General features: G+C 67.4%; 4 protein-coding genes. All 4 read right to left on the bottom strand.

Annotated elements, in window-relative coordinates; all coding sequences use genetic code 11:
* Window positions 1–4 precede the first annotated feature (4 nt).
* The 4 genes from FBY10_RS03650 to FBY10_RS03635 are packed head-to-tail and all read right to left on the bottom strand — an operon-like array spanning window position 5 to window position 23,938.
* On the bottom strand, window positions 5–1,648 hold the full coding sequence (locus FBY10_RS03650) for a cyclic peptide export ABC transporter (RefSeq protein WP_131697221.1): 1,644 nt from the start codon (window positions 1,646–1,648) through the stop codon (window positions 5–7).
* The gene (locus tag FBY10_RS03645) at window positions 1,648–5,430 is read right to left on the bottom strand and encodes a non-ribosomal peptide synthetase (protein ID WP_145335000.1); all 3,783 of its coding nucleotides are present in this window, start codon (window positions 5,428–5,430) and stop codon (window positions 1,648–1,650) included. The genes FBY10_RS03650 and FBY10_RS03645 overlap by 1 nt, the downstream gene beginning before the upstream one ends.
* Entirely contained in the window at window positions 5,427–14,456 is a 9,030-nt protein-coding gene (locus tag FBY10_RS03640; RefSeq protein ID WP_145335002.1) for a non-ribosomal peptide synthetase, read from the bottom strand. The genes FBY10_RS03645 and FBY10_RS03640 overlap by 4 nt, the downstream gene beginning before the upstream one ends.
* Before the next feature lie 2 nt (window positions 14,457–14,458).
* A complete protein-coding gene (locus FBY10_RS03635) occupies window positions 14,459–23,938 on the bottom strand; it encodes a non-ribosomal peptide synthetase (RefSeq protein WP_145335004.1) in 9,480 nt (3,159 codons plus the stop codon).
* Window positions 23,939–23,957: the final 19 nt, after the last annotated feature.

Here is a 23,957-nt window from a genome sequence, read left to right as displayed (position 1 = left end):
GCGGCTACCTGACCAACTGGAAAGGGTTCTCGCTGGTGTGGTCATAGTCCACCAACTGGCCGTAATCAAGCCGGTAGATGCGATCGGCCACGTCGAAGTAGCGGTCATCGTGAGTGATGGCGATGACCGTTTTTCCGGCCGCCTGCAACTCGGGCAGCAGCTCGTGGTAGAACACGTGGCGGAACACCGGGTCCTGGTCCGCCGCCCATTCGTCGAGCAGCAGCACCTCGCGACCCTCCATCATCAGCAACAGCAGGGCCAGGCGCTTGCGCTGCCCCTGTGAAAGGGCCGTGGTGGACAGGCGTCCATCGACAAACTGCACCTTGTGCGCCAGCCCCAGGCGTTGCAGATAGTGATCGACCCGCTCCTCCAGCCCATCGAGCTGGCCGTTCTCACCGAGCACATCGGCGAACAGATAGAAGTCGGCGAAGATCGCCGCGAAATGTTCGCGGTGCCACTCGCTGTTCGAGACATCCAGCGTCACGCCATTGAGCGCGACCGTCCCCTCGCTAGGCTGGTAGAGCCCGGTCAGCAATTTGGCCAGGGTCGACTTGCCGCTGCCATTGCCGCCGACGATAAAGATCAGTTCGCCACGGCGAACGTGCAGATCGATGGGGCCCAGCTGGAAGGCGAATTCGTCGCTCTGCCCGGGGTAGCGGTATTGCACGTTGCTCAGGCGCAACTCACGGAAAGGCTCGGCGGCCTTCGGCGGCAAGGTGAAGTGCACCGTCTCGCCCAGGGCCAGGTCATCGATGGCCTGCAAGGCCACATGGCCGCGGATCACCGTCGGGACGGCATCGAGGATCATCGAGATCGGCGTACGCAGGAACATGATCGCCAACACGTAGCCCACCACCACCTGCTGGCTCAGCAGCCCGAGGCCCTGACCGAGGAAGAACAGCGTACCGATCAGCAAGAACACCAGCAGCGACGTCCAGTTCAGGTTGATCGCCCACAGGGTATCGGCGCGTACCGAGGCCTGCAGCGAGGCCTGCGCGATCGGCTCCAGGCGCTGGTTGTACAGCATCTGCCGACGCTCCCGGCTCAAGGCCAGTTCGCAGCGGCCGTTAATGGTCGCCTCGAACTGCTCGGTCAACCGGTCGTCCTGCTGCCGCACCTGCTGCATCAGGCGCTTGACCTTGCGCCCGAGCAGCACATCGAGCAGCACGCCGAAGGCGATCACCGCCAGGGTCAGGGCGAAGAAGGGCAGGCTCAGCCAGGCCATGTAAGCCAGGCCAGCCAGCAGCAGCAAGCCGTTGTACAGCGAGATCGGCAATTGCTTGAAGGCCGTGGCCACGGTGGTCACGTCCTTGGTCAGCGCGTTGTAGATGCGCGGGCTGCCCAGTCGCTCGATGCGCTCCAGGGCGGTGCCCAGCACCTTGCCCACCAGGCGCAGGCGCAACTGATAGACCAGGCGATGGCCAATCTGCACCAGCAGCCACTGGGCCAGGGTGCCGCTGACGAACAGCAGCAACAGCAGGCCGGCGAACAGCGCCAGCGCCTGGCTCAGGTCATCCAGCCCCTGCTCCAGGCTGCGGTTGATATAGCCGATCAGGCCGATGCTGCTGATCGCACTCAAGGCACTGCACAGCACCGCCAGGAAAATGCGCCAGCGCGCATCATGCAGCAGTTCCTTCAATAACATCATCAGTTCGACACCTTCTCGGCTTGGTGTTGCGGCGCAATGCTTGGCGCCAGCAAAGACAACAGATCCTCACTCAAGCGCGGCTCGGCAAGGATCGCATGATGGCCGACATCCAGGCTCCGATCATGCAGCGCCTTGCGCGTGTGCGCCTGCCAGGGTGTACGCAGATCACCGTGGGCATTGCTGCGCCACAACCAGATGGGCACGTCGACCACCGGTAAGGCCTGTTCGTACAGGCGCGTCTTGATCGCCCGGTAGCGCACCATCACGGCCTGCAACTCGGCATCAGCGCCGTGCGATTGCAGATGCTCACGCACCTCGGCGTCGGCCAGCATGCGGGTCACTCCCTCAGCATAATCGCAATCGACCAGTTGCCGGGCCAGACGCTCACGCAACGTATCGCCAAGCGGCCGCGAACGGCTGCGACACAGGAACACCAGGTCGGCGAGCAACTGGCCACCCTCGTCGCCGTCGCCAGCAAGGCTGCGCTGCGGATCATGATCCACCGTCGCCAAGGCCTTGATGGTGAAACCGGCTGACTGTAGGTGCGCAACCAACAGCAGCGCCAGGCGAGAAGCCAGGCACCAGCCCAGCACCACCAGCGGCCGCTGCTTGAGCGACTCAGGAATGCTCTGCACATAGCGCTGCAGCAGCCTGCCCAGATCCTTGCTTTCCCAACCCTCGCCAAATGCCGCCAGGCCATAAACGGCCTGGTTTTCGCCAAGTTGCTCCACCAACGGTCGATAGTCTTTCAGGTGGCCCTCCGCGCCATGTACCAGGAGCAAGGCAGGCGCCTCACCGGCCACATCGTTCAGCACCTGCCAGCCCTCGCTACTCGCGCCCTGATCGAGGCTCTGCACCAGTTCGCGCACGGTCTGCCGCTCGAACAGCAGATTAGTTGGCGGGTTGAGCCCCAGTTGCTCGCGAATCAGCGCCACCACCTTGATCGCCGCCAGGGAATGCCCGCCCGTGGCGAAAAAGTTGTCGGTCACGCCGAGATCCTCGACACCCAGCACACGGCACCAGATTTCCAGCACGGCGCTTTCCAGTTCGCCGACCGGGGCCACCCGCGCACCTTGCAGGCGCTGTCGGGCACGCTCCAGCAGCGCCTGCCGATCGAGTTTGCCATTGCTGTTCAGCGGCAGGGCTTTCACGGCGAAGATGCCGGCGGGCAGCATGTAGTCCGGCAGTTGTTGGGCCAGATCGTCGCGCAGCAGGTTCGCGGCCCGGCTCTGCCCTTGCTCCTCCACGACGAAGGCCAACAGGCGCTCACCATCAAGCAACACCGCCGCCTGCTGCACACCCGGCAGGCCGCGCAACGCCTGTTCGACCTCCGCCAGTTCCAGACGAAAACCGCGAATCTTCACCTGCTGATCATTGCGCCCGAGAATGCGCAAGGCACCATCGGCCTGGCGCAACGCCAGATCACCAGTGCGATACAGGCGCGCGCCGGACCGCAGGTCTTGGCCGAATGCCGAACTGCCGACATCCCCCAGATAGCCACGGCCGACACTGGCCCCGGCCACGCACAACTCGCCCGCCTGCCCGCAGGGCACGGGGCGCTGTTGTTCGTCGAGCAGATAGATGCAGTTGTTGCCGAGCACCCGGTTCAAGGCCGTGCCGCTCGCCCCCTGCTCGCTGTCGATGGCCCGCCAGAGCACGCCGACCGTGGTTTCGCTCGGCCCGTAGTGGTTGTACAGGCGGCAACCAGACCCTGCCTGTGCCAGCCGCGCCAGCAGGCTCTCGCCCACCGCTTCGCCGCCAAGCACCAGCACCTGACGCGGCAGCACACCCTCCAGCGGATGCTCGCCGATCAATGCCTCGAGGTGCGATGGAACGATCTTCAGCACATCCAGCGGATGATCGCGCAGCTCCTCGGCGAAGGCTTGCGCATCGGTGACGCTGGCCTGGCTCAGCAGGTGCACGCAGCCCCCCTGCAGCCAGGCCGGGTACAACACGGTATTGCCCAGGTCGGCGAGCAGCGACGACACCAGCCCGTAGTGAGCACCTGCCGGCAGATCCAGCGCGTGAGTGATCTGGCTCGCGTAGTGGCGTAGCTGCCCCTGCTCGATCTGCACGCCCTTGGGCTTGCCGCTGGTGCCCGAGGTGTAAAGCACATAGGCCAGGTGCTGCGGCGCGCTGGCCACAGGCGCAGCGAGTGGTGCAGCGCTGCTGGCCTTCGACCAGGCCAGGCTGGGCACCTCGCAGACCAGGTTCGACTCATCCAGATGCAGCAGAACAGCAGGTTTGGAATCCTCGAGAATGCTGGCCAGACGCAGCGGTGGCAGCGCCGGGTCCAGCGGCAGATAGGCCGCGCCTGCCTTGAAGCAGGCCAGCATGGCGACCAGCATCTGCGCGCCACGCGGCAGCAGCAGCGCCACCACTTGGTCAGGGCCAACGCCGGCCTGCTGCAAACTGCCGGCCACCCGTTCGCTCAGCTCATCCACCTCGGCATAGGACAACAGCTGCCGGCCATCGCGCAGCGCCGGGCTGGCCGGCTGGTGGCGCGCATGGGCACGGAATCGCTCGACGATATCGACGTCCGCTGGCAGTTCCCCGCCAGTCGCTGTGGGCTGCGCCTCCTCCGTCAGCACGGTATCCAGGCCGTCCAGCGGCGCTTGCGGCGCCTGCAGCAGTTGGCCGATCCAGTGCACGTAACGGCGCAGCAAGAGCTGCATCTGCTCACGGCGATATAACCCGGTGTCGTACACCAGCGCCAACTGGCCCTGGCCGGACTCATCCAGCAGCCAGTGCAGTTGCAGTTCCACCGGTGTGTCGAAGGACAAGGCCAGCAGCGCCTGTACCTCGGCCAGATGCTGCACGCGCAGCCCGGCCTGATAGCTGGCGCGCCACTCCGGCAGCAACTCGGCCTGACCGAGGTACTCCTGCCAGAGCACGGCGCTTTCCAGTTGCCGGGCCAGTTGCCGGGCCAGGCTGACCCAACTGGCGTGCTCGGACAAATGCACCTGCATGGGCAGCGTTTGCTCGAACAGCCCGTAGGCGCCCTGCAGCTCCTCATAGTCGTCACGCGGGTCGTGCTGCAGGCCCAACTGCGCATGGCGCTGACCGTTCAGGCGGCCGAGCAAGGCGCCCCAGGCTGCCAGGGCGAGTGGTTCGATGGCCAAAGCCTCGCTCCCGGCCAGTGCCTGCACGGCACTGCACAGTGCAGGTTCGAGCGCCTGCTGCACGCAGCCACGGGCACCGCTGGCCATTCCATAGCGTTCGATCAGGCGCAGCCCCGGCACCTCCTGCAGGGCCAGGTTGCGCCAGAACTGCGCGCCCTGCTCGGCGTCCTCGTCCAGTTGCAGGCCGGCGATCCACTCGGCGTAGTCGCTGTACTGCATCGGCTCGGCCTCCAGTGCCGCGCCCTGCCCCAGCAGCTCACGGCGCAGTTGCTCGAGGCTGTGCAGATCCAGCGAGCAGGCCGGCAGCGCCAGCCATAGCTGCTCGTCGCGCCACCAGGCCAGCAGGTCGGGCTGCTGCGCCTGGCACTGGGCCTGGGCGTCGCGCTGCCAGGCCGCCGCATCGGTGCCGGCACCCGCCTGGTGCCAGTCCAGGCGCAACTCGCCCGGCTCGGCCACGCGCTGGCGCAGGCCAGTGGCGCCGAGCGGGCGCTGATAGCGCAGGCGCAGCGCATCGTGTTGGCCCAAGGCGTCACGCAGGCGCTGTTCGACCCGCTCTGGAGCAACGCCGGCGAGCGTCATGCGCACCCAGCGGTACGCCTGCGGGTTGGCCTCGGCCAATTGCTTCTGGGCCGGGGAAAGAGGCAGGCCAAGATCCATCATGGGGTCATCTCCAGAGCGTTTTCCTCAGCCGTAGCCGGTGCGGCCGCGACCTGATCGCGGCGATAGATGTCGCCCATGGCGACGACGATGCGCCGCTCGCCCTCGAAGGGGTCGCGGGCATGGGCGGCGAGCATGTTGTCGAGCATCACCACATCGCCGCGCTGCCAGTCGAAGCGCACCGCACAACGCTCGTAAGCGGCACTGATCGCCTCGATGGCGGCCTCTTCCAGTTCGCTGCCATCACCGTAGAACACCTGCCGGGGCATGACGCTATCGCGCCCCTTGAGGAACTGCTCACGGATATCGGCATCGAGAAACGCCGGATGGTAGAGCTGGATCTGGTTGAAGAAGCTGGCATCGCCGGTCAGCGGGTGGAGGATCACCGCCGGGCACACCTGGCGCGTATGCAATTCGTTGGCGCCGCGCCACTCGAACTCGATCCCGCCCTCATGGCAGATGCGCTCGGCCTCGGCACGCTCCTCAGTCTGGAAGAAGTGCTGCCAGCTGACATCCAGGCTGGCGCTGAAATTGCGCACGTACATCAGTTGCTTGCGACGCAGCTTGACCTGCAGCCAGGCCGGCAGCTCGCGGTACACCTCACGGCTGTCGACGATGGGCGTGGCCCCGCCGCTGGTGGCCGGCGTCTCGCAATAGAACCACTGCCGGCGCGGCCAGCGATGCTGGTGAGCGCTCTCGTTGTGGAACATGATCATGCGGTCCTTCGGATAGGGCGTGGACTTGTAGATCTTGTTGCCGCCCTCCATCTTCGGCAGATCGCCGTACTGGCCGTACAGCTCCGGGCACAGCGCCTGGCAGAACTGCTCGAAGTCCGCCGGGGTCGGCAGATCGAAACCACGGAAGATAATCCCGCCGTGCTCGCGCAGCCAGCCTTCCACCTGCTCGCGATTGCTCTCGGCCCACACGGCGGGGGCCAGCTCGCGCTCGCGCAATTGCACCAGCAGGGGGAAGCTGGAGCTGGCACGCAGCGGCCGGGTTTCGATCGGTGTGGCCGCGGCAGCCGGGCCATTCTGGCGCAGCTTGCCGAGCTTGCTCATCTTGCGTTGCAGCGGGTTGTCCGTGGTGGTGGACATGGCAGCGGCTCCCTTGGAAGGCAGAGGTAAGGCATCGATGGGGCTGTCCGGCGCACCCAGCGCAGCATCGAGCAGCGCCAGGAAGCTGTCGCGCAAACGCTCGATGGTGGCTGGGCGGAACAGGCTGGTGCGGTACACCCAGCGCAGGCTGAGGGCATCGCCGTCGGGGGTGGCGAACAGCGCCATGTCGAACTTGGAGTGTTGTTGTTCACGGCTCACCGGCGTGACCTCGAGGTTGCCGAGGCGGCGCGGCTGACGCGGCGTGTTGTCCAGTACGAAAAGGGTCTGCAGCAGCGGATGCTGATTGGCCCCACGCGGCAGGTCGAGACATTCCACCACCTGCTCGAACGGGGTGTCCTGCCAGGCGAAGGCATCCAGGCAGACATCGCGCACCAATGCCGCCTGCTCACGGAAGCTCAGCTCCGGTTGCAGGCGAATGCGCAACGCCAGCAGGTTGACGAAGAAGCCGATCAGTGCCTCGGTAGCCGGGTGTTCGCGGTTGGCCACGTCGGTGCCGATGACCAGGTCGCGGCCCTGGGTTTCGCGCTGCAGCACGGCGGCATAGACGGTCAGCAGCAACATGAACAGCGACAAGCCGCTGTCACGCTGCAAGGCCTCCAGGCGTGCCAGCGTCGCCGCTGGCAACTGGAAGTCCAAGGCCGCACCACCACCGCTATCGCGCTCGCCGCGTGGGAAGTCGAACGGCAACGGCACCTGGCTCGGTACGCCGGCCAGGGTACGTTGCCAGAACTGCTGGCCCTGGCGCTGACGGGCGCGCAGCGCCGCTGAAACCTGCCAGGCGGCATAGTCGACGTACTGGATCGCCAGTTCGCGCTCCACGGGCAGCCGGCCCTGGCTGTAGGCCTCGTAGCCTTCGACCAGCTCACCGATCAGCACCGAGCCGGACCAGCCGTCGGAGGCGATATGGTGCAGCACCAGTTGCAGCACATGCTCCTGCTCGCCCAGGCGATACAGCACCGCGCGCAGCGGCGCCTCAACGCTCAGGTCGAACGGGCGCGCGGCCATTTCATGTTCAGCCTGCGCCCACTGCGCCTGGCTCAGGGTCGCCAGTTGCAGCGTCAACGCAGAATCCGCCTGGATGCGCTGGCGCGCCTCGCCCTGCTGCTGATGGTAGGTGGTGCGCAGGATCGCATGGCGCCGTATCACACGCTGCAAGGCCCGCTGCAACGCCTGGGTATCAAGGGCGCCACGCAGGCGCACGTTGCTGCTCATGTTGAAGCTGCTGTCGCTCGGCTGCAGTTGCTGCATCAGCCAGACCCGTTGCTGCGCAGGCGACAGCGGCTGGTCGATGTGCTGATCGACCCGCGCGATGCTCAATCCAGCCGGGTCGATGGCGGTGGCCTGGGTGTCCAGGCGCGCCGCCAGCTCCGTCAGCGAAGGCGTCTCGAACAGCCAGCGCAGCGGCACCTCGAAGCCCTGCTCGCGCAGCCGCGAACGCACCTGCGCGGCCATCAGCGAGTGCCCGCCGAGCTGGAAGAAATGCCCATCGAGCGGCACCTGCTCAAGTTGCAGCACCTGGCCCCAGATCTCGCTCAGCAGGGCCTCGCTGGCGCTCATTGGCCGCTGCGCGCTGCCTGCTGCCGCCTGCTGCTGGTTGCGCAACTGCGGCAATTGCTGACGATCCACCTTGCCGTTGCTGTTGAGCGGCAATGCCGGCAGCGCTTGCAGGTGAGTTGGCAGCATATACACCGGCAGACGTGCCTGCAGATGTTCACGCAGCTCGTCTGCGCTCGGCTCGCCAGCCAGACTGGCAACCCAGAACGCGGCCAGGTGCTCACCCTGCACCGCCAACACCGCCTGGGCGACCCCCGGGTGACCGAGCAGCGCCGCCTCGATCTCGCCCAGCTCGATACGGAAGCCGCGCAGCTTGATCTGATCGTCGCTGCGGCCCAGGTAATACAACTGCCCATCGGCCTGCCAGCGGGCCACATCGCCGGTGCGGTACAGGCGCCCGCCAGCGCCGCCGAAAGGGTCGGCGATGAAACGCTCGGCGCTCAGCGCCGGCTGCCCGGCATAACCACGGGCCAGCCCAAGGCCTGCGATATACAACTCGCCGGCACGGCCTGGCGGAACCTCACAGAGAAACTCGTCGAGCACATGGCAGCGCGTGTTGAGCAGCGGCCGGCCAATCGGCACCACCGGCTGATGCAGCTCCTCCACCGACGTCTGGGTCGACCAGACGCTGGTTTCGGTCGGCCCGTAGACGTTGATCAGGCAGCCGACGAGCTGCTTCAGCTCGCTGGCCATTTCCGCCGCCAGGGCCTCGCCGCCGGCCAGGGTGACCCGCCCGGCCAGTACCTGGCGATCGCCCTGCAACAGCATGGCCCAGGTCGCCGGGGTGGCCTGGATCAGCTCCACCGCCCGCTCACGGATCAACTGCGCCAGCAGCAGCGGGTCCTGGCGTTGCTCGTCATCGGCGAGCACCACGCTACCACCGCGCACCAACGGCAGGCACAGTTCCAGGCCGCTGATATCGAAGGTCACGGTGGTCAGCGCCAGGTAGCGCTGCACGCCGTCCAGCGGTAAGGCGCGCTCCATCGCCAGCAGGAAGTTGGCAAAGTTGCCCCGGCTGATTTGCACGCCCTTGGGCTGCCCGGTGGAGCCGGAGGTGTAGAGCGTGTAGGCCAGCTGCTGCAGGTGCCTCGGCAGCGCCGGTGCATCGGTCGGCTGCGCCTGTAACGCCAGGTCCTGCCAGAGCTGACAGCGCACCGTGGCCGGGAAACGCTCATCCTGAAGGTCGCACAGCAGCAGATGCGGCCGTGCCCGCTGCACGATGGCCGCCTGCCGCGCAGGCGGATGGCTCGGATCGAGCGGCAGGTACTGCGCCCCGGCCTTCTGGATGCCCAGCAGGCAGACCAGCAGGCGCTCGTCGCGCGGCAGGCAGAAGGCGATCGTGGACTCCGCCGTCACACCTTGCGCCAACAACCAGTGCGCAAGCTGGTTGGCCTGTGCCTGCAACTGCCCGTAGCTCAGTTGTCGATCGCGGCAGAACACCGCGGTGCGCTCGGGATGCAAGGCGGCCTGAACCTCGAAGCGGGTCACGAAATCCGCCTCGATGTCCAGCTCGGCAGCTTCGCCCGCGCTGTGCAGGCGTTGTACCGAGGGCAGTGGCAGCGCCAGCAGCGGCTGGTGCAGATCGAGATGCGCCAAGCTGGCCAGCACGCCCAGGTAGTCGTCCACCAGGCACTGGATGCGGGCCGGGTCGAACAGCGCGGTGGCGTACTCGACTATCAGTTGGCTGCTGGCCTCATCGCCGCGGCCCTGGCTGAACAGGTTGAAGGTCAGGTCGAACTTGGCGCTGATCGCCCCCTGCGGCAATGCCAGGGGCGCTACCGTGACGCCCGGCAGTTGCAGATTGCGCTCGCCGAGGTGATCGACCTGGTAGTTGAACATGGCCTGGAACAATGGCGTGCGGTCGAGGCTGCGCTCGACCTCGAGCACGTCGAGCAGGCGCTCGAACGGCAATTGCTCATGGGCCCGGTCATCCGCCAGGCGCTGGCCAAGGCGCTGCAGAAAATGCTCCAGGCTTTCCAGCTCATCAAGCTGCACGCGGTAGGCCAGGGTGTTGACGAACAGACCGACCAGCGCCTGGCTTTCCGCAGCCTCACGCCCGGACACCGGCAGGCCGATGGCGAAATCGCGGCGCCCGGCGTGTTTCCAGAGCAGCAGTTGCTGCGCGGCGAAATACAGCACGAAGGGGGTGACCCCAAGCTGCTTGGCACGGGCCGCGATTGCCGAGGTCAGCTCGCCTGGTAACGGGAACTGCTCTCGCGCGCCGGCATACGCCTGCAGTGCCGGGCGCGGGCTTTCGCTGAGGGCCAGCGGCTCGTCACTCAAGCCCTGCAGGCGCTGCTGCCAGTAATCGAGCAGTACCTGGCCGACATCCCCTTCCAGCGCCTTGCGCTGCGCTTCGATCACTTGCAAAAGGCCCGTTCTGGGCGCGGGCTGACGGCCCTCGTAGAGAGCGGCCAGATCCTGCACCAGCAGCCCCATGGACCAGCCGTCCACGGCGATATGGTGGGCGTTGAACAGCAGGCGATAGTCGTCTTCAGCGAACTGGAACAGGTCGATGGCCACCAGCGGCCCATGGGCCAGGTCGAAAACCCGCTGCGCGGCCAGGGCAATCGCTGTCTCCCGCGCATCTGCCGGCGATGCGCGCAGATCGTGCAGGGCGAAGCTGGCCTCGGGTGCCTCCACCAGGCGCTGACGCACCTGCCCGTTGTCCTCGAAGAAACGGCAACGCAGGGCTTCGTGACGTTCGATCAGGCTCAGGCAGGCGCTGCGCAGGCGTGGCACGTGCAGTTCACCCTGCAAGACCAGCAGTTGCGTGACGTTGTAGGCGGTGGTGTCGGGTTCGAGCTGCTGCATGAACCACAGCCGCTCCTGGGCATGGGACAGCCGCGCCACCGCGCTGGCCAACGCTGGCGACGCCTCTGCCCGCTCGCTGCGGGTGGCAGGCGCCGGCTCCAGCGCGGCCGCCAGTTGCCGCGGCGTGGGGTTTTCCAGCAACTGGCGCGGCATCAGGCGCAGGTCGGCCTGGCGCAGCCGGGCGATCAGTTGCAGGCTGAGAATCGAATCGCCACCAGCGGCGAAGAAGTCATCGTCCAGCCCCAGTTGCGGCTGGCCCAGCAGTTCTCGGAAGGCCGCCAGAATACTGGCCAGACGCGGCTGCGCGCGGCAGTCGGCACTTGCTGCCATGGCCGCCAGGGTCGGCTGTTCCAGCACGTCGCGCGGCTGCAGCCGGAGCCCTTCGCGCGCGGCCAGGCCGATCAGTTGCAAGCTGAGAATCGAATCGCCGCCGAGGGCGAAGAAATCGTCCTGGCGAGTGACCGCGGCGCAGCCGAGCACCTGGCACCACAGCCGGGCCAGCAATTGCTCGCTGACGCTCTGGGGCGCCTGTCCGCCCTCGTCCACCGCCACGTTAGTTTCAGGCTCAGGCAAGGCGCGGCGATCGAGCTTGCCATTGGCGGTCAGCGGCAAGGCGTCCAGGCTCGACCAGTACGCCGGCTGCAGCGGTTCGGGCAGTTGCGCCCGGGCCTGCGCCTGAATGGCGCTCAGTTCGTCCGGGGTCAGGCGCGGCGCGAGATAGGCCACCAGTTGCATGCGCCCCTGAATCTCGCGTGCCAGCACAGCGGCTTCGCGTACCAGCGATTGCCCGCTCAGCCAGGTACTGACCTCACCGGGCTCGACGCGGAAACCGCGAATCTTCACCTGATCGTCCTGGCGCCCGAGGAACGCCAGACGCCCATGGTGATCCAGGCGTACCCGATCACCGCTGCGGTAGAAACGTCGCCCTGCGTCATCGATGAAGGCGACGGCAGTGACTTGCGGCTGGCCAAGGTAGCCCAGCGCGACCTGGGGGCCGCCGATCAGCAACTCGCCCGCCACGCCGCGCGGCACGGGCTGGCCCGCCGCATCGACGATACGCAGCTCGGCACCGGCCAATGGCTGGCCCAGCGGCAGGTAAGCGCCCTGCCCGGCCTCCGTCACCTCGCCACAGACCACACCGACGGTGGTTTCCGACGGGCCGTAGTGGTTGAACACGCGCAGCTCCGGCGCCAGTTCGCGGATGCGGGCAAACAGCGCCGCATCGAAGCCCTCACCGCCCAGGATCAGCAACTGCCGCGGCAGTACCCGCCGGGCATCGTCCAGCGCCAGCAGGCCACGCAAATGCGAGGGGGCGATCTTCAGGCAGTCCACGGGATGTTGGGCCAGGAAATCGGCCCAGCCTGGTGGATCGAAGGCCAGGGCGGCCTCCGGCAGGATCAGCGAATCACCTGAGTGCAAGGCGGCGAAGACGCAGGTCAGGCCGAGGTCGGCGGCGACCGTGGCCAGGGTCGCCCAACGGCTGCTGGCGCTGGCCTGCAGGCGCTGACTGACGGCGGCGGCGTAATGCGCCAGGTTGGCATGGCTGACCAGCACGCCCTTGGGCTGGCCGGTGGAGCCCGAGGTGTAGATCAGGTACGCGGCCTGCTCGGGCTGGCTAAGGCTGGGCACAGGCTGGCACGGTGCGGGTGCGGCGAGATCAGCGGCGCTCAGTTGCAGACGCGCGACCGCGCCGTTCAGCGCTGGCGCCTCGGCCAGGGTCAGCAGCAGGCTCGCCGCGCTGCTTTCAAGCAGTTGCTGCAAGCGCTGCACGGGCTGCGCCGGGTCGAGGAACAGGCAGGTCGCACCACGTTGCCAGCAGGCCAACATCGCCAGCACCTGCTCGGCGCTGCGCGGCATGCACAGGGCGACTACCTGACCGGGGCCGACGCTCTGCTCGGCCAGGCGCAGCGCTAGTGCCTGCACGGCATTGGCCAGATCGCCATAGGCCAGCGACTGCCGCGTATCGCACAGGGCGGGCGCTTGCGGCGTGCGCGCGGCCCACTGCTGCACCTGTCGATCCAGCGGCTCAGGGCTGGCGCCCAGCGCGGGGCCATGCAGTTCGCTGCCCGGCGAGGCCAGGCGCAGTGCCGACAACCGCTGCCCGGGATTGACTGATGCCTCCTGCAGGATGGCCTGCAGATCGTCGAGCAGTTGCTCGATGGTGGCCGCCTCGAACAGCTCGTCGCTGTATTCCAGCTCGCAGCGCAGGCGCTGGTCGGCGCAACGCAGCAGACGCAGAGTGAGATCGAAACGGGCATGACGCTGCGGCGGGTCGAGCACCTCGACGCTTACCCCCGGCAGGCTCAGGGTGCGGCTTTCCGGTAATTCGACCTGCACGAACATGGCCTGGAACAACGGGCTGGAACGCGGCCGATCGAGGGCTTCGAGGATCTTTTCATACGGCAGGGTCTGCTGGTCGAACGCCGCCGCCACGCTGTCGCGGGTGCGCAGCAGGGCGCTGCGAAAGTCCGGGTCGTCCTCCAGGCGCTGGCGAATCACCAGGGTGTTGAGCAGCGGCCCGATCAGCGGCGCCAGTTCGGGGCGATCGCGTTGCGCCACCGAAGTACCCAGGCACAGGTCACGCTCGCCGCTGTAACGCGCCAGCAGGCAGGCAAAGGCGGTCAGGCCAAAGATGTACAGGGTCACGCCCTGCTCGCGGATGGCCCCATCCACCTGCGCCGACAAGTCAGCCGGCAATTCGCGCACCCGTACCGCGCCGCTATGGCGGCGCTGGTTGGCGGGCGGACGCGGATGATCGCAGGGCAAGGCCAGCGGCCCGGGCGCATCAGCCAACTGGCTGCGCCAGTAATCGAGCTGCTGGCCGCAGGCGTCGCTGGTCAGCCACTCGTGCTCCCAGGCGGCATAGTCGGCGTACTGGATGTCGAGCGGCGGCAACTGGACTGGCGCGCCCAGGCTCAGGGCACGGTAGCCCTCGGCCAACTCGCGGGTCAGTTGCTGGGCCGACCAGGCGTCGTAGGCGACGTGGTGGATGGTGAAGAACAGCCAGGTGCTGCCCTGCTCGGCATCGCTGAACGCGCGCCAGCGCCAGGGCACCTCGCGGCTCAGGTCGAAGGGCTCGGCCAGTTGCCGGGCGTACTCGTCGGCGCACCATTGCTGCGGGTCGGCAAGCGCCTCGCGGGGTAGCGGCTCGACCGCCGGCAGGCCCGCCGTCCAGGGCTCGCAGTGCGCCTGCAAGCGGCCTCGGGCATCGGCCATGTAGCGAGTGCGCAGGATCGTGTGCCGCTCCACCAGTTGCTGCATGGCCTGCTGCAGGCACGCCAGGTCCAGACGGCCGTCGAAGCGCAGCACCGAGCAGAGGTTGTACAGCGCACGGCTGCTCAGGGCCTCGGCCGAGAGAAAACGCAGTTGCGCATGGGCCAGCGGCACCGCTGCACCCTCCCTGCCAGCGGCCGGGACGATGGGCAGGCGCCAGCTATCGATGCCCTTCTCGGCCAGGCGCTGGCGGAACAGCTGCTTCTTGTCCGCCGGCAGTGAGGCCAGGCGCTGGGCGATCTCGACAAAGGCCTGTTGGTTGGTCGCATTCATCTTCAGTCTTCCATCTCTGCCAGCAAACGCTGCATCTCATCCAGTGCCTGGTCGGTCGAAGGCCGCTGCGGGTTTTCGATCTGTTCGGCCAGGCCGGCAATGGTCGGGTTGTGGAACAGGCTGCGCAGCTCGACCTTGACGCCGAAGCGGCTCTCCACCCGGGTCATCAGGCGCATCGCCAGCAGCGAATGGCCACCGAGTTCGAAGAAGCTGGTGAGCACGCCGACCTGCGGCAGATCGAGTAGCTCCTGCCACAGCTCGGCCAGTTCGCACTCCAGCGCCGTACGCGGCGCCACGCCTTGCTCGGCCTGCGCTTGCGGCGCCGGCAGGGCCTTGCGGTCGATCTTGCCGTTGGCATTAAGGGCGAAACGCTGCACCTGGATGAAGCCGGCCGGCACCATGTAGGCCGGCAGCAGGCTTTCCAGATGACGGCGCAGCGCCACCTCGTCGACCGGGCTCGCGGCCTGCAGCCAGGCGAACAGGCTGTAGCTGCGCGCATCGAGCATGACCACCGCCTCTTCCACGCCGGGGTAACGGCGCAGCAGCGATTCGATCTCCCCCGGCTCGATGCGGAAACCACGCACCTTGACCTGGAAATCGGCACGGCCGACGTAGGCCAGGCGCCCATCGCTGCGTCGGCGCACCAGGTCGCCGGTGCGGTACATGCGGCTGCCAGGCTCGCTGGCGAACGGATCGGGCAGGTACGCCGCTGCGGTGATCGCCGGCGCCCGCTGGTAACCACGGGTCACCCCGCTGCCGGCGAGATACAGCTCGCCGGTGCTGCCCAGCGGCACTGGCCGCAGGCATTCGTCGAGCACGTAACAACGGGTGTTGAGCAGCGGCAGGCCGATATCGGCCACGCCGGCCGGCACTTCGCGCAGCGCTTGGGTGGTCGACCAGACGGTGGTTTCCGTCGGCCCATAGGCGTTGATCAGCCTCACCCCCTTGGCCTGCAGCACACTCACCAGTTCGGCCGGCACCGCTTCGCCTCCGATCAGGCCGCGCAGGGCCGGCCAGTCGTCACGCCCGGTTTCCAGCAGGATCTGCCAGCCGGCTGGGGTGGCCTGGAACACCGTGGCACGGCGCAGCAGATCGAACAGGCGGTGGCCATCGACCACCTGCTCGCGACGCGCCAGGAGAATGGCCGCGCCCTTGAGCAGCGGCAGGAACAGCTCCGGCTTGCACATATCGAAGGCGTAGGTGGTGCTGGCCAGCCAGACGTCCTCGGCCGTCAACGGCAACTGGCGGTCGAGGCCGGCAAGCAGGTTGCTCAGATTGCCACGGGTGACCTGTACGCCCTTCGGCGTGCCGGTGGAGCCCGAGGTGTAGATCACGTAGGCCCGCTGCAGCGGCGCCACCGGTAATGCAAGGTCGTGCGCCGGCTGTTCGTCCAGCGGCAGGTGGTCGACGGCCAGGCTGTCGACACTGCCGAGCACGTCGGCGCAGGCCTGCTCGCTGAGCACCAGTTGCGGCCGCGCATGCTCGATGATGAAGCGCAGCCGTTCGCCCGGTTGCTGCGGATCCAGCGGCAAGTAGGCCGCACCCGCCTTGTGGATCGCCAGGATGCTGGGCAGCAGCCAGGGGCCACGGGTCAGGCACAGGGCGACCAGATCGTCGCAGCCGACACCCTGGGCACGCAGCCAGTGGGCCAGGCGGTTGCTCAGGGCATTGAGCTGGGCATAGCTGTAGCGTTGCTCCTGGCAATCCACGGCCAGCGCATCCGGGGTGCGCAGGGCCTGGCGCTCGAAGCGCGCGATCAGATCCTGTGTCTCGCTCAGCGCATGCGCTGGCAGGTTCCACGTGCGACGTGTCAGGGCATGATCGGCATTCGCCAGGTCGATATCCCACAGCCGCGCCTCGGGCCGCGCCAGCATGCCGTCGAGCAGGTGGCAGTACTCGTCGGCGTAGCGTTGCATGGTGCTGGCGACGAACAGCTCGGTGTTGTACTCCAGCACGCAGTGCCAGGCGCTGCCGTGCTGCTCGATATGCAGGCCGATGTCCACCAGGGCGCTGTCGCTCTCGACATCCAGGCGCTGCGCCGGTAGGCCGGCAAAACCCTGGCCGACCGCCGCCACGTCATCGCGCTGGATCAGGTTGAACAGCGCCTGGAACAGCGGCGTATGGCTGAGATCGCGGCGTACCTGCAAAGCCTCCACCAGCCGCTCGAAAGGCACGTCGCCGTGCTGCTGCGCGGTCAGGTGGGTGGCTTGCAACGCCTGCCAGAACGACGCCACAGATTGCAGTGGGTCGATCAGGCTGCGCAGCACCTGGGTGCTGGCGAAATAGCCGATGAGGTTGTCGGTGTGCGCCTGCTGACGCTGCGCCACCGGCAGGCCGATCCACAGCTCGCGCTGCCCCGAATGCCTGGCCAGCAGCACTTTCCATGCTGCCAGCAGGGGCGCGAAGGCGGTCAGGCCATGGCGCTGCGCGGTGCTACGCAGGCGTTCGACCAACTCGACGGGCAGCTCGAAACGCAGGCGCCGCCCGTGGTAGCCCTGCTCGGCAGGACGTGGCAGGTCGGTGGGCAGGTCCAGCACCGGCGGTTCGCCGGCCAGGGCCTGCCGCCAGTAGTCCAACTGCGCTTCGATACGTGCCTGCCCGGCAGGGGTCTGCCAACTGGCGGCGACGTCGCTGAACTGCAGCGGCAGCGGCGCCAACGCCGCCTGGGTTGCGCTCAGCTCGGCCTGGTAAAGACGTTGCAGTTCATCGAAGAATATCTCCAGCGAGCGGGCGTCAGCGATGATGTGGTGCAAGGTGGCCTGCAGCACGCTCTGCCCTTCGCCCTGATACAGCCGCACCCGCCACAGCGGCGTCGCGCTCAGGTCGAAGGCGCGCTGCGCTTCCTCGCTCAAGGTGCGGGCGAAGGCCGGCGAATGTACATCCTGCTGCAAGGGCTCGACGCTGAGCAGCGTGCCGTGCAACTGCACGACTTGCTGCCGCGCGCCTGCTTGCGTCTCGCTGAACACGCTACGCAGGCTGTGCTGGCGCTCCACCAGTTGTGCCAGAGCGCGTTCCAGTACATCGGCTTGCAGAGTACCGTGCAGGTGCATGGCCAGTGACAGGTGGTAGGCCTGGGTGTCGCCCTGCAAGCGGTCGAGGAACCACAGCCGCTGCTGGGTGAAGTGCAGCGGCGCCGGCGCCTCGCCGAATGGCCGCAGGATGCTCTCGCCTGCGCCCTCGGCAGTGGCCAGGCTGGCCGCCAGTTCACCCAGGGTCGGGCACTCGAACACGCTGCGCAGCGGCAGTTGCCGCTCGTAGCGCTCGGCGATGCGCGCCACCAGCCGTGCCGCCAGCAGCGAATGGCCGCCGAGGGCGAAGAAATTGTCGCCTGCGCCAACCGCGTTGCAACCGAGCAGCTCGCACCACAGTTCGGCCAGTTGCGCCTCCCAGGGTTTGCTCAACTCGCCGTCGCGCTGACCTTCATGTTGGATTGGAGCCGGCAGCGCCTTGCGCTCGACCTTGCCACTGGGGCTCAGCGGCAAGCTGTCGAGACGCACGAACTGGCTCGGCAGCATATAATCCGGCAGGTGCTGCGCCAGTTGCACGCGTAGCGCGGCGTCGCCCAGGTCAGCAGCCGCCGCCTGCGTGACCGAGTAGTAAGCCACCAGGCGCGCGCTGTCGCCGCTGCCGAGCAGCACCACGGCCGCTTCCCGCACCCCGGTAAGCTGCGCCAGCAGAGCCTCGATCTCGCCCAGCTCGATACGGAAGCCACGCAGCTTGACCTGGAAATCCAGGCGCCCCTGGTAGTCCAGGCTGCCTTTGGCGTTGCGCCGCACGCGGTCGCCGGTGCGGTACATGCGCGCCCCCGGCACGAAAGGATCGGGCAGGAAGCTCGCCGCGCTCAGGGCAGGTGCGGCGAAATAGCCACGCCCCAGGTTGGCACCCGCCAGGTACAGCTCGCCGGAAACGCCCGGCGCCACGGGTTGCAAGTCGGCGTCCAGCACATAGGCGGCGGTATTGACCACCGGCCGGCCGATCGGCACCTCCAACCCGCCGCTCTCGCCCTGACGCGGCTCGAAGGTGCTGTAGACGGTGGCCTCGGTCGGCCCATAACCGTTGATCACCTGGGCACCACGCTGCTCCATGGCCTCGGCCAGCGCGCACGGCAGGGCCTCGCCACCGGAAATGGCGCGCACGCCCTGCCAACTGCCCCCGGTGTGCGCCACCAACATGCGCCAGGTGGCAGGGGTGGCCTGCATCACCGTCGGCTGGCCGGCCTTGATCAGGCGGTCGAGGACTTGCGGGTCGCGTGCCTGCTCACGGTCGGCGAGCAGGATGCTGGCCCCGCGACTCAGCGGCAGCAGCAGCTCGACGATGGCGATATCGAAGGTCGCTGTGGTCAGCGCCAGCACCCTGTCCTGCGCCGTCAATGGCAGCACCTGCTGCACGCCGAGCATGAGGTTCATCAGGTTGCCACGGGCGATGGCCACGCCCTTGGGCTGGCCGGTGGAACCCGAGGTATAGAGCACGTAGGCGAGCTGGGCAGGATGCACGCTCGGTGCGCGGTAGGGCTCGGGGGTGGTCAGCGCATCGATATCCAGCAGTTCGCCGGCACTGCCCCACTCGGCCAGTTCCGCCAGGGACTCGGCATTGGTCAGGCACAACCGCGGCTGCGCATGGGCAAGGATGTAACGGCCGCGCTCGGCAGGGGTATCCTCGGCCAGCGGCACGTAGGCGGCGCCAGCCTTGAGAATGGCCAGCATGGCCATGGGCAGCCGCGCATCGCGCGGCAGGCGCAGGGCCACACGATCCTCGGCGCCGACGCCACGGGCCTGCAAGGCAGCGGCCAGGCGTTCGGCCGCCTGGTTCAGTTCGGCATAGCTCAGGTGCCGTTCGCCGGCCTGCACGGCGATGGCTTCAGGCTGCCCGGCGACCTGCCGTGCAAAGGCCTGCAGGATGTCTTCCCGGCCCTCCACAGTCTCACCGTGCAAGCGCGCCAGCGCGCGCTGCTCGGGCTGCCAGGCGAGTTCGCCCAGTACCTGCTGCGGTTGTTCGAGCACGGCATCGAGCAGCGCCAGATACTGCTCGAGCATGGCCTGCGCGGTCTGCTCGCGGAACAGCTCGCTGCTGTACTGCAGGCTCAGGGCGATGCCGTGTTCGCTGTCGCGCACGTCCAGATGCAGGTCGCACAGGGCGCTGTCCGGGCGATTGTCGAGCGGCTCGGCGATCAGCTCGGTCAGCTCGAAACGCTCCAGGGCATGGCCCGGGAAGTAGTTGAACATGGCCTGGAACAACGGGTTGTAGCTGACCTGGCGGGCCACGCCGAGCTGTTCGATCAGGTAGTCGAAGGGCAGGTCCTGATGCGACTGCACCGCCACGGACAGCGCCTGCAACTCGCGCATCAGTTGCAGCAGGCTGGTCGTGCCGGAGAGCTTCTGGCGATAGACCAGTGTATTGACGAAGCAGCCCACCAGCGGCTGCAACGCCGCGTGATGGCGGTTGGCGGCCGGCACCCCGACGAGGATGTCGTGCTCGCCGCTGCGGCTGCGCAGCAGCAGCTGGAAGGCGCAGAGCATGGGGATGAAGTTGCTCCAGCCGTGGCTCGCGCTGAATGCCCGCAGGCGCGCCGCCAGCGCATCCGGCAGGCGTTGCTCGACGCGCCCGCCGGCCTGGCTGGCATGGGCCGGCCGGGGGAAGTCCGCGGCCAGTTCAAGCACCGGCAATTCGCCGGACAACTGCTCGCGCCAGTAGGCAAGCTCGTCCTGGCAGGCGGCGCTGTCCATCCACTGGCGTTGCCACAGGGCATAGTCGGCGTACTGCATCGGCGCCTCGGCCAACGCCGGTTTACGCCCCTGGCGCAGCTCACGGTAATGGCTGCAAAGACCGTCGATGATCAGTTGCAGCGACCAGCCATCGGCGACGATATGGTGGCAATTGAGCGCCAGCACGTGCGCCTGCGGCCCGAGGCGATACAGGCAGGCACGCAGCAGCGGCGCGCTGTCCAGGGCAAACGGAGTCATCGCGTCCTGGCGCAGCAGGTCGTGCAGCTGCGCCTCACTGGCCACCTCGATCAGCGGCAAGGCCAGCTCGGCCTTGGCGAGAATGAGCTGCGACGGCTCACCGCCGTCGCTGACGAAACGGGTACGCAGGACTTCGTGCTGATCGACCAGGGCCTGCAAAGCTGCCTGCAGGTCAGCGACATGCAGGTCGCCGCTCAGGCGCACCGCGCCGGCCAGGTTGTAGGCCGGGCTTTGCGGCTGCAGTTGCTGGAGGAACCACAGGCGCTGCTGGGCGAACGACAGCGGCAGGGTCTGCGGGCGCGGCAGGCGCATCGGCGTGGTTTTCTCGCCGGTCTGCTGTTGTTCCAGCCACTCGGCCATGGTGGCGATGGTCGGGCGTTCGAAGACCACGCGTAAGGGCAGCTCCTTGCCGCTAAGCTTGCCGATCTGGCCGATCAGTTGCGTGGCCAGCAGCGAATGCCCGCCCAGCTCGAAGAAGTGATCATGAATGCCGACCCGCGCGAGCCCCAGCACGCCCTGCCAGGCTTCGGCCAACTGCGCTTGCAGCTCACTGCGCGGCGCCACGTAGCGCGCCTCGCTCTGCGCGGCGAAGTCGGGTGCCGGCAGGGCCTTGCGGTCGATCTTACCGTTGGCGTTGAGCGGCATGCGCTCGAGCAGCATGAAAGCGCTGGGCAACATGTAGGGCGGCAGGTTGGCGGCAACGAACTCGCGCAGCGCCTCAATGGAGGGCTGCGGCTCGGCCACCAGGTAGGCGACCAGCACCTTGGCGCGCTGCTGGTCGTCACGGGCCAGCAGCACCGCTTCACGCACGCCGGGGTAACGGGTCAGGCAGGCTTCGATCTCGTCCAGCTCGATACGGTGGCCGCGAATCTTCACCTGGTGGTCGGTACGACCGACGTACTCCAGCTCGCCATTGGCCAGGAAACGGGCCAGATCGCCGGTGCGATACAGGCGGCTGCCGTCGTTGGCGATGGGGTCGGGCAAAAACACCGCCGCAGTGCGTGCCGGGTCGGCCATATAGCCACGGCCAACCCCCACGCCGGCGACGAAGATTTCACCCACCGCACCGCGCGGCACCGGTTGCAATTCAGTATCGAGCAGGTACAGACGGTTGTTCAGAGTGGCGCGACCAATCGGCACACTGCTGCGCGCCTGGGCCAGGCGCTCGGTGAGCGGATGGAAGGCCACGTCGTCGGAGCATTCGGCCGGCCCGTAGGCGTTCATCAGCGGGATGCCGGGGTAGCGCTCGAACCAGCGCCGCGCCAGCGCCGGTGGCAGCGCCTCGCCAGTGGCCAATACCCAGCGCAGTGCGGTGCGCTCCAAGCCTGCCTCGAGCAGGCTCTGCATCAGCGACGGCACCGCTTCGAGAATGCTCACGCCATGGCGAGCGATAGCCTCGGCCAGGGCCTCGGGGTTCTGCATCACGCAGTCGCCGAGAATCACCGTGCGCGCCCCCAGCACCAGGCCGGCGAGGGTCTGCCAGACGGAGATGTCGAAGCACTGCGGCGCGCTCTGGGCGATCACGTCATCTTCATTCAGGCCCAGGCCCGGCAACTTGCCAAGCATGTTGTTGAGCATGCCGGCGTGGGCCACCATCGCCCCCTTGGGCGTGCCGGTGGAGCCCGAGGTGAAGATGCAGTAGGCCAGCGACAGGCCATGCACGGGAATGTCCAGGTCAGCATCGCTGTAGCCGCTCAGGGCCGCTGGCTCGTAGCGGATCGCCGCCGGCGGCTGCGCCATCTGCTGCAGCGCCTGCTGTGCCAGCTCACCCTGCTCCACGCCATGCAGCAGCAGCGGCGAACGGCTCTGGGTGAGCACTTGGGCCAGGCGTTGCGACGGATTGCGCGGGTCCAGTGGCAGCCAGCCGGCGCCAGCCTTGAGTGTGGCGAGGATCATCACCACCAGGTCGAGGCCACGCTCATCGAGCAACGCCAGCAGGTCGCCGTCCTGCACGCCATTGGCGCGCAGATGACGGGCCAGTCGGTTGGCCTCCCGGTTCAACTGATCGAAGCTCATGCTGCGCTCGCCATGCACCATGGCGATTCGCTCGGGGGTGCGACGCACCTGCTGTTGCAGGCGCTCGACGTACAGCGGCTGCAGTTGCGCCGCGTCCGGCGCCAGGTCACCGCTGGCCCAGGCGTGCTGTTGGGCGATCTCCGCCGCATCGAGCATGGCGATGCGTTGCAGCGGGATATCCGCCTCGCTGACCAGGCTGTCGCCCATGTTCAGCAGCAGCGTGCGGAAGTGGCGCAGCATCTGCTCGACTTCCTCGCGCAGGAACCAGTCGGTCTGGTAGGTCAACTGCAGGTGCAGGCGCTCGCCGGGCACGATCACCACGGTAACCGGATAGTTGGTGTGGGTGCGGTTGGCCATGTCGCTGATCAGGTAGTCCAACTGGCCCTGGCGCAGGCTGGCGGAGATCGGCGCGTTCTCGAAGACGAACAGGCTCTGGAACAGATCCTGGCGCTGTACCTCGCTCCAGCTCTGGATCTGCGCCAGCGACACGCTTTCATGTTCGCGCAGGCTCAGGTTCTCGACCTGCAAGGCCTTGAGCCAGGCACCGAGGGACTGCTGCGGTTGCCAGCTCCAGCGCAGCGGCAGGCTGTTGATGAACAGCCCGACGATGCTCTCCATGCCCTGCATGTGCACCGGGCGCCCGGCCACGGTGACGCCGAACAGCAGGTCACGATTGCCGCTGTAGCGCGCCAGCACCAAGGCCCAGGCACCCTGCACCAGGGTGTTGAGGGTGATGCCCAGACCGCTGGCGGCCTGCTGCAGGCCCTGTGTCTGCTCGACGCTGAGGTGCTCGACGCAATCCTCCACCGGCTCCGGCGCATCGATCACGCGGCCAGGGTGGCCGAAACCGAACTCGGTGGGGGTATCGAAGCCGGCCAGGCGCTGCTGCCAGAAGGTCTGATGATCCTCAGGCTTCTGCTGCTCCAGCCAGCGGATGAAGTCGCGGTACGGGCGTGGCTTGGGCAGCTCCAGACGCCGCCCTTCACGCGCGGCGCGGTAACCGTCGAGAAAGTCCATCATGATGATGGAGAAGCACCAGGCATCCATGAGGATGTGGTGATAGCTGCGCACGAACTGGTAGGTGTCCGGGGCCAGCTTGAACAGGCGCACACGCATCAGCGGTGCCTGGGTGAAATCCAGCCCCTCGCGACGCTCCTCGGCCAGCAGATGCTCCAGACGCGCCTGCTGCTCGGCCTCGTCGATATCCGACCAGTCCTCATAGCTGATCGGCAGTTCGACCTGCTTGTGCACCACCTGCATCGGCCGCTTCTGCTGCTTCCAGACGAAGGAGGTGCGCAGCAGCTCGTGGCGCTCCACCACCTGTGCCCAGGCCTGGCGGAACGCCTGCAGATCGAGTTGCGGCAGCACCATCACATGGCGGTACTGCAGCAGGTACATGCCCTTGCCCGGGTGCATCAGGCTGTGAAACAGCAACCCCTGCTGCATGGGAGCCAGGGGATAGATGGCCTCGATATTGCGGGAAAGTGCTTTGACCTTATCGTTCATGCCGAGGGTCTCCTTGCCA

Origin of the sequence: Pseudomonas sp. SJZ103, assembly GCF_007828335.1 — a bacterium.
Classification (GTDB): Bacteria; Pseudomonadota; Gammaproteobacteria; order Pseudomonadales; family Pseudomonadaceae; genus Aquipseudomonas.
This window is presented reverse-complemented; position numbering and strand designations above follow the sequence as displayed.

Excerpts from the sequence above, each read along its gene's own strand:
- FBY10_RS03640 (WP_145335002.1), bottom strand. The coding sequence starts at position 14,456 with ATGAATGCGACCAACCAACAGGCCTTTGTCGAGATCGCCCAGCGCCTG.
- FBY10_RS03650 (WP_131697221.1), bottom strand. The coding sequence starts at position 1,648 with ATGATGTTATTGAAGGAACTGCTGCATGATGCGCGCTGGCGCATTTTC.
- FBY10_RS03635 (WP_145335004.1), bottom strand. The coding sequence starts at position 23,938 with ATGAACGATAAGGTCAAAGCACTTTCCCGCAATATCGAGGCCATCTAT.
- FBY10_RS03645 (WP_145335000.1), bottom strand. The coding sequence starts at position 5,430 with ATGATGGATCTTGGCCTGCCTCTTTCCCCGGCCCAGAAGCAATTGGCC.